7 protein-coding genes and 1 pseudogene are annotated in these 6539 nt (G+C 30.3%); all 8 read left to right on the top strand.

Features of this window, described 5'->3' with window-relative positions:
- Positions 1-473: glycosyltransferase (locus PHI38_RS08110; protein ID WP_299854876.1), on the top strand; the 473-nt coding region annotated here is incomplete at its 5' end.
- Positions 474-537: 64 nt separating this feature from the next.
- On the top strand, positions 538-1806 hold the full coding sequence (locus PHI38_RS08105; RefSeq protein ID WP_299854873.1) for an O-antigen ligase family protein: 1269 nt from the start codon (positions 538-540) through the stop codon (positions 1804-1806).
- A gap of 192 nt (positions 1807-1998) precedes the next feature.
- Positions 1999-2979, top strand: a complete 981-nt coding sequence (waaC, locus tag PHI38_RS08100; RefSeq protein WP_299854871.1) for a lipopolysaccharide heptosyltransferase I — start codon at positions 1999-2001, stop codon at positions 2977-2979.
- Complete coding sequence (locus tag PHI38_RS08095) at positions 2976-4073, top strand: glycosyltransferase family 4 protein (RefSeq protein WP_299854868.1); 1098 nt, start codon at positions 2976-2978, stop codon at positions 4071-4073. The genes waaC and PHI38_RS08095 overlap by 4 nt, the downstream gene beginning before the upstream one ends.
- Positions 4070-4804: a hypothetical protein gene (locus PHI38_RS08090; RefSeq protein ID WP_299854865.1), complete on the top strand. Its 735-nt coding sequence runs from the start codon at positions 4070-4072 to the stop codon at positions 4802-4804. The genes PHI38_RS08095 and PHI38_RS08090 overlap by 4 nt, the downstream gene beginning before the upstream one ends.
- Complete coding sequence (locus PHI38_RS08085; protein ID WP_299854863.1) at positions 4794-5510, top strand: polysaccharide deacetylase family protein; 717 nt, start codon at positions 4794-4796, stop codon at positions 5508-5510. Before PHI38_RS08090 ends, PHI38_RS08085 begins: the two co-directional genes overlap by 11 nt.
- A 7-nt stretch (positions 5511-5517) precedes the next feature.
- Positions 5518-6264: a glycosyltransferase family 2 protein gene (locus tag PHI38_RS08080; RefSeq protein WP_299854861.1), complete on the top strand. Its 747-nt coding sequence runs from the start codon at positions 5518-5520 to the stop codon at positions 6262-6264.
- A pseudogene (locus PHI38_RS08075) lies at positions 6261-6539 on the top strand (acyltransferase); the annotation flags it as partial. The gene PHI38_RS08080 and the pseudogene PHI38_RS08075, both read left to right, overlap by 4 nt.

Here is a 6539-nt window from a genome sequence, read left to right as displayed (position 1 = left end):
TCGAGGCTATAAACGAATTAAAAAATTTAAATATAAAAGCCCTTATTATTGGACATACTATGGATAGCCATTATCTTCAAAAATTAAAACAAAGTGTTGAGGATTTAGGTTTAAAAGAGAAGATAATCTTTACAGGTTTTACAAAAGATGTAAATGAACATATAAAACTATGCGACGCTGTAGTACTTGCTACAAAAAAAGAGACTTTTGGACTTGTTATAGTTGAAGCTATGATAAACAAGGTATGTGCACTAGCAACAAATAACGGTGGCCCTATTGAAATAATAGATAACGAGATAAATGGTTTACTTTTTGAGCGAACAAGTAACGATTTGGCTCTAAAATTAGAATATCTGTATCATAACCCTCAAAAGAAGCTCTCTTTGGCCCAAGAAGGATATAAAAAAGCAAAAGAAGAATTTGATTATGATAAACAGATGCAAAAGTTATACGACCTAATAGAGAAGTGCTAAATACTGAAGGTTATGATTCTACTAACTTTTAAATCAGTTTGTAAAAAAAGGAAGGCCTCTATAAATGCTTAAGCTTATATCAAATAAATTTACAACTACCTACAACGACATCACTTTAAGTAAAACTATAAACTATGCAATTATTCTCCTTGCATTTTCAATCCCATTGTCTAAAGCGCTAACAAGCGGCGTTGAAGTACTTATTATTGTGCTATGGCTTTTTAATAAAAATATAAAAGAAAAAATAAATATAGCAAAGCGCAACAACCTTATATCTGCTATTGCTCTATTTTTAACCTTTAGTGCAATATCTCTATTATGGAGTAACGATACTTTGTATGCGCTCAATTATCTAAAAAAATATTGGCATTTCTTGCTTATTCCTATTATTTATACATCTTTTAAAAAAGAGTATCTCCATTATATATTTTCTGCTTTCTTAACATCCATGTTTATAAGTGAATTGATTTCTTATGGAATATTCTTTGAGCTTTTTAAATATAAAAATATATCGCCAATGGACCCAAGCCCATTTATGGGCCATACAGACTATAGCTCGTACCTAGCTTTTACTGCCTTTATTTTAATATATAGAATTCTAAGTTTCAGTTCTTTTATCTACAAAATACCGTACATCTTATTTTTAATATCATCAGTTTCAAACTTATTTATGAATGGAGGAAGAACTGGACAAGTAATATTTTTAATGTCTATATTGATAATAGGATTTTTGCATATAAAAAATAAAGCTAAAGCACTAGTTGGTATGTTTATTTTAATTGTTTTAATATTCATTACAGCATATAACACTAGCTCTGTTTTTTCCAAAAGAATGGACTATACTTTAAGTGATATAAATATGATGGTAAAAGAGGATAATTATACAAATTCTTTTTCTGCAAGAATTGCTCTTTGGGGTATCGGGGTTAAAAACTCCATGCATGAACCACTTTTTGGCACAGGTATAGGAGATGAAGCACTTCACTCAAGCCAAGATGTACAGAGCTACGGGTTAGGATACTTTATAAGTAAAAAAGATAATTTTAACTACGTAGATTATCACAATGCTTTTGTCCAATACTTAGTCCAACTTGGAATTATTGGATTTATTTTGCTTCTTAATATTTTTTATAGATTATATAAACTAAAAATTCAATCATATCCATATAGAGAATTAAAAATTTTATTTATATTTTTATATATTATGTGGAGTCTAATTGGATTAACTATACACCTAAACAATTCGCTACTCTTTTTTGTACTTTTTGTTTCAATATTTTTAGTGGTTAGTAAAGAAGAAACTTTACAAAAAAAGCCCTGCATAATCTTTTAAATTTTTAAAAAATGACTATTTTTAATAACTCTTATAAAATTTTATACAATAATAAAGTTCATAGACATATTTTTAATGGTAATATAGATTTATATGCAAAAGTTGAGTTAAAAATTAAAATTAATACTAAATTATCTTATTTTCATGCTATTTTCTGTAAAATCCAATATATAAATAACTACTTAGGTTTTAATGAAAATATGTATAGTAAAACTCTCGGCTATGGGAGATATTATTCACGCCATGGTTGCGTTGCAATTCATAAAAAAAGAGCTGCCAAACATCCAAATAGACTGGGTAGTTGAGAGCAGTTTTGCAGATGTGTTAAAAAACAATCCGCACATTGATAATATTTTAGAAGTAAATCTAAAATCTTTAAAGAAACAAAAAAGTAAAATATTTGCTCAGGTAAGCATCCTAAAAAGCTACTCAAAAAATAATTATGACCTTATAATTGACGCTCAAGGGCTCTTAAAGTCAGCGATAGTTTCAAGGATAATCGGAGCAAAAGTCATAGCTGGATTTGACAAAGAATCCATTCGCGAGGGAATTGCATCTATTTTTTATAATAAAAAAATCCATATTTCTTATGATGCAAATACTATAGATAGAAATGTAGCTGTACTTTGTGAACCTTTAAAGATAAAAGTATCAAAAGAGCAGATAATCGCTAAAAAAACGTTTTTATACTCGGATTCACATGTAGAAAATCTACCAGAATTTTTCAATATTTTTGTCATAGGTTCCACATGGGAGAGCAGAAACTACCCAAAAGAAAAGTTTGTAGAGATAGCAGAAGCTTTAAAGATAGATACATATATAGTCTGGGGAAGCGATGAAGAACATAAAAAAGTACTTTGGATGCAAGAACAATCAGAATATCTACATCTGCTACCTCGTGGCTCTTTGGATGAACTAAAGTATGTTATCTCTAAATGTTCCCTACTTATAGGTAATGATACAGGACCTACACATATGGCTTGGGGACTCAATATTCCTTCTATTACCATTTTTGGACCAACTCCAGTTAACCGTGTATATGTTACTCCTATAAACAAGGTAGTAAAATCTAAAAGTAAAGTTGATCACCAAAAACTCGATAAAAATGACTTCTCTATTTGTGAGATAGAATCAGATGAAATTATAAAAATAGCAAAGGAGCTTTTAGCTTGAATCTTCTAGTACTTACCTCCACAGATGGCTCATACAACAGCATTAGACCAGAAGCGGAGATATATATCTCACTTCTTAAATTTGGATATAACATAACTATAATGACTGAAAAAGACAGTGCATATGCAAAGAGATTTGAAGAAAACGGCATAAGAGTTATTGATGCGCATTATAAAAAGAAGATTTCACCCTCTACAATTAAAAAAATACGACAAACTATAAAAGAGCATGATATAGATGTTGTCTATGCCACAAACTCGAAATCTATCTCCAATGCAATCTTCGCATGTATCAGAACAAACGTAAAACTTGTGACATATAGGGGGACAACTGGAGGCCTTTACAGACATGATCCAAGCTCCTATTTAAATGCACTAAATCCAAGAGTTGATGGTGTTATCTGTGTCTCAAACGCTGTCAAAAAACATGTGCAAAAACAAATATTTGATAAATCGAAAAAAGTAGAAGCTATCTACAAAGGGCATGAGGTTTCATGGTATAAGACTACAAAAATAAGTCTTGAAGAGTTTGGAACAAATCAGCAGAACTTTAACGTGGCTTTCGTTGCTAACGTAAGAGCGCATAAAGGGCTTATATATCTACTAAAAGCAGCACATAAATTAGCTCCTTATAAAAATATACACATTATCTTAATTGGGCAAAATATCTCACAAGAGCCATATATATCTGAGATAGAAAATTGCGGCATGAAAGAGAGAATACATGTAACTGGATATAGAGATGATGCGCCACAAATAATAGCATCTTGCTCTGTTTTAGTTCAAGCTTCAACAAGAAAAGAGGGACTACCAAGAGTTGTCCTTGAATCTCTTGCTGCCAATATACCAGTAATTGCCTCTGCGATAGATGGAAACAAAGAAATAGTAGAAGATGGATTTAATGGCTACATAGTCCCTATAAAAGACTCAGATGCTATAGCACAAAAGATTATAGAGTTAAGCACTTCACCACAAAAGTTACAAGAATTTTCTGCTAACTGTACATATACGATTGAAAATAAAATGTCTCATACAATTACAGTTCTTGAGTATGATAAGTTTTTTAAATCAATTCTTGCTAAAGATAAAACATGAAGTTTGAAGTGATACAAAATAATTATAGTGAGCTTTTAAAAAATATACAAAGCTACTTTAAAAACTCACAAAACTCAATTCATAAAGCAAGAAATGAGATTAAAATTATAAATTTTAAAGAGAAGAGTTTTGTTGTTAAGTCTTTTAAAATCCCACATCTCCTAAACAAAATAATCTATACATTTTTTAAAGATTCAAAAGCCAAAAAATCATACAACAACAGCCTAAAGACTATAGAGTTTACACCAAAACCAATAGGCTATATAGAGTTTCAAGAATATGGTTTAATTGATGAAAGTTATTTTATAAGCGAACATTTTGACTATGATTTTACAATAAGAGAACCGCTTTTAAATGCGAATTTTGAGGAGAAAGAGGAAGTTTTTAAATCTTTTGCTCTCTTTACTCTCAAACTTCATGAAAATAACATCTTTCATCTTGACTACTCTCCAGGCAATATACTTGTAAAAAAAGAGGACGAGAGCTATATTTTTAAAATAGTAGATATAAACAGAATGGAGTTTAAATCTTTAAGCTTAGATGATAGACTACAAAACTTCTCAAAACTCTGGGCAAAAGATGATGATTTAAAAGTTATCATAAAAGAGTATGCAAGACTTATGAATGAAAATGAGAGTAACTGTATTAAAATAGCACTTAAATACTCTCAAGCACATAAAGATAAAAACAATGCAAAAAAAAGATTAAAAGGGATAGAAGTTGTTGACTAGTATTATGTATCACCATGTTAATAGTGACAGATGTAGTAACGAATTAAAGGTTTTTGAAGAGCATTTAAAATATATTTCACAAAACTACACCTCTTTATTTCCTGGTGAAGAGGTAACTTCAAAAAGTATATGCCTTACTTTTGATGATGCTTATGCAGACTTTTACTACTTTATCTTTCCGTTACTATTAAAATACGACTTAAAGGCTCTTTTGGCAGTTCCTACAAAATATATCTTAGATGATACAAGCTATACACAAGACGTCAGACTTGACTTTGAGCATAATGATCTGTTTAAAAACTATGAGAAGGCTACTTTTTGTACCTTTAAAGAGTTGCGTGAGATGGTTGATAGTGGCTTGGTGCAGATTGGTTCACACTCACACTCTCATGTTAATCTTCTTGAAGAGGGTGTTGATTTAGAAGAAGAGTTAGTAGTTTCTAAAAATATCTTAGAAGAAAAGCTTGGTATAAAAGTAGAAAGTTTTGTTTTTCCTTTTGGTAAATACAACGAAGGCATTGCAAAAGAAGCGCACAAACACTATCAATACCTCTTTAGAATAGGTAATGCAATTCACAAAGATTTCTCGGGTATCAAAGGGGTGATATATAGAGTTAATGGAGACAATCTAACCCAAGTTGATGAGCCCTTTTCATTTAAAAATAGAATGAAATACCGCTTTAAAGCTTTTATAAAAAGATTTTAGGATTACCATGAATATAAGTGTAATAGTACTCGTAAAAAACAACGAAAACACTCTGCCAAAAACTCTTGAGAGTTTAAAAGGTTTCAGTGATGTTGTGGTTTATGATAATGGCTCAACTGATAAAAGCATAGAGATTGCAAAGTCATTTTCAAATGTTCATCTAGTGCAAGGTGAATTTAAAGGTTTTGGTTGGACTAAAAACCAAGCGGCAAGTTTTGCCAAAAATGACTGGGTGCTTATTATCGATAGTGATGAAGTAGTAGATAGCGAACTTTTTGAAACATTAAGTACAACCAAACTCGATAAAGATACCGTCTATAAGCTTAACTTTAAAGCTTTTTATAAAGATATACAAGTCAAATACTGTGGCTGGAACAACCAAAAAATCAAACGACTTTACAATAAAACCGTTACACATAACAATAGTAACGATGTACATGAAGATATCATAAGCGATGGGTTAAAGATAAAAGAGCTCTCAGGTAATGTAGAACACTACAGCTATCATAGCATCTCGCAATTTATTATCAAAGCAGACCATTACTCCACACTTTTTGCAAAGAACAATGTTGGCAAAAAAAACTCATCTCCACTAAAAGCATTTTTTAATGGCATCTACTCTTTTATAAGAACATATATTTTTAAACGTGGATTTTTAGATGGATATGTGGGGCTGATTATTGCATATTCACACATGGTTACAAATTTTTACAAGTATATAAAACTTTATGAACTAAATAAAGAGAAAAAATGAATCAGCTAAGTTTTATACAAAAAATAAAAAATAAAATTAGAATTGATGGAAAGAATAATAAAATTTTAGTTGAAGGCTCCATAAAGATATCTAAAATAAAAATAGTTATCAAAGGATCAAATAACACATTACATATCAAAAGTGGGGCAAAAATAAATAGCTCATTTTTAGAGATAGTTGGTGATAACTGCTCTATCATTATAGGAAAAAATTCAATCATTGGAAATGGGTGTTATCTAAGTGCAAAAGAAAAAGACATAACTCTGAGCATTGGT

The sequence above is a fragment of the Sulfurimonas sp. genome, assembly GCF_028694895.1.
Lineage (GTDB): Bacteria > Campylobacterota > Campylobacteria > Campylobacterales > Sulfurimonadaceae > Sulfurimonas.
The sequence above is the reverse complement of the archived record's forward strand: the minus strand, read 5'-3'. Positions and strand labels throughout refer to the sequence as shown.

Excerpts from the sequence above, each read along its gene's own strand:
- PHI38_RS08105 (WP_299854873.1), top strand. The coding sequence starts at position 538 with ATGCTTAAGCTTATATCAAATAAATTTACAACTACCTACAACGACATC.
- waaC (WP_299854871.1), top strand. The coding sequence starts at position 1,999 with ATGAAAATATGTATAGTAAAACTCTCGGCTATGGGAGATATTATTCAC.
- PHI38_RS08090 (WP_299854865.1), top strand. The coding sequence starts at position 4,070 with ATGAAGTTTGAAGTGATACAAAATAATTATAGTGAGCTTTTAAAAAAT.
- PHI38_RS08080 (WP_299854861.1), top strand. The coding sequence starts at position 5,518 with ATGAATATAAGTGTAATAGTACTCGTAAAAAACAACGAAAACACTCTG.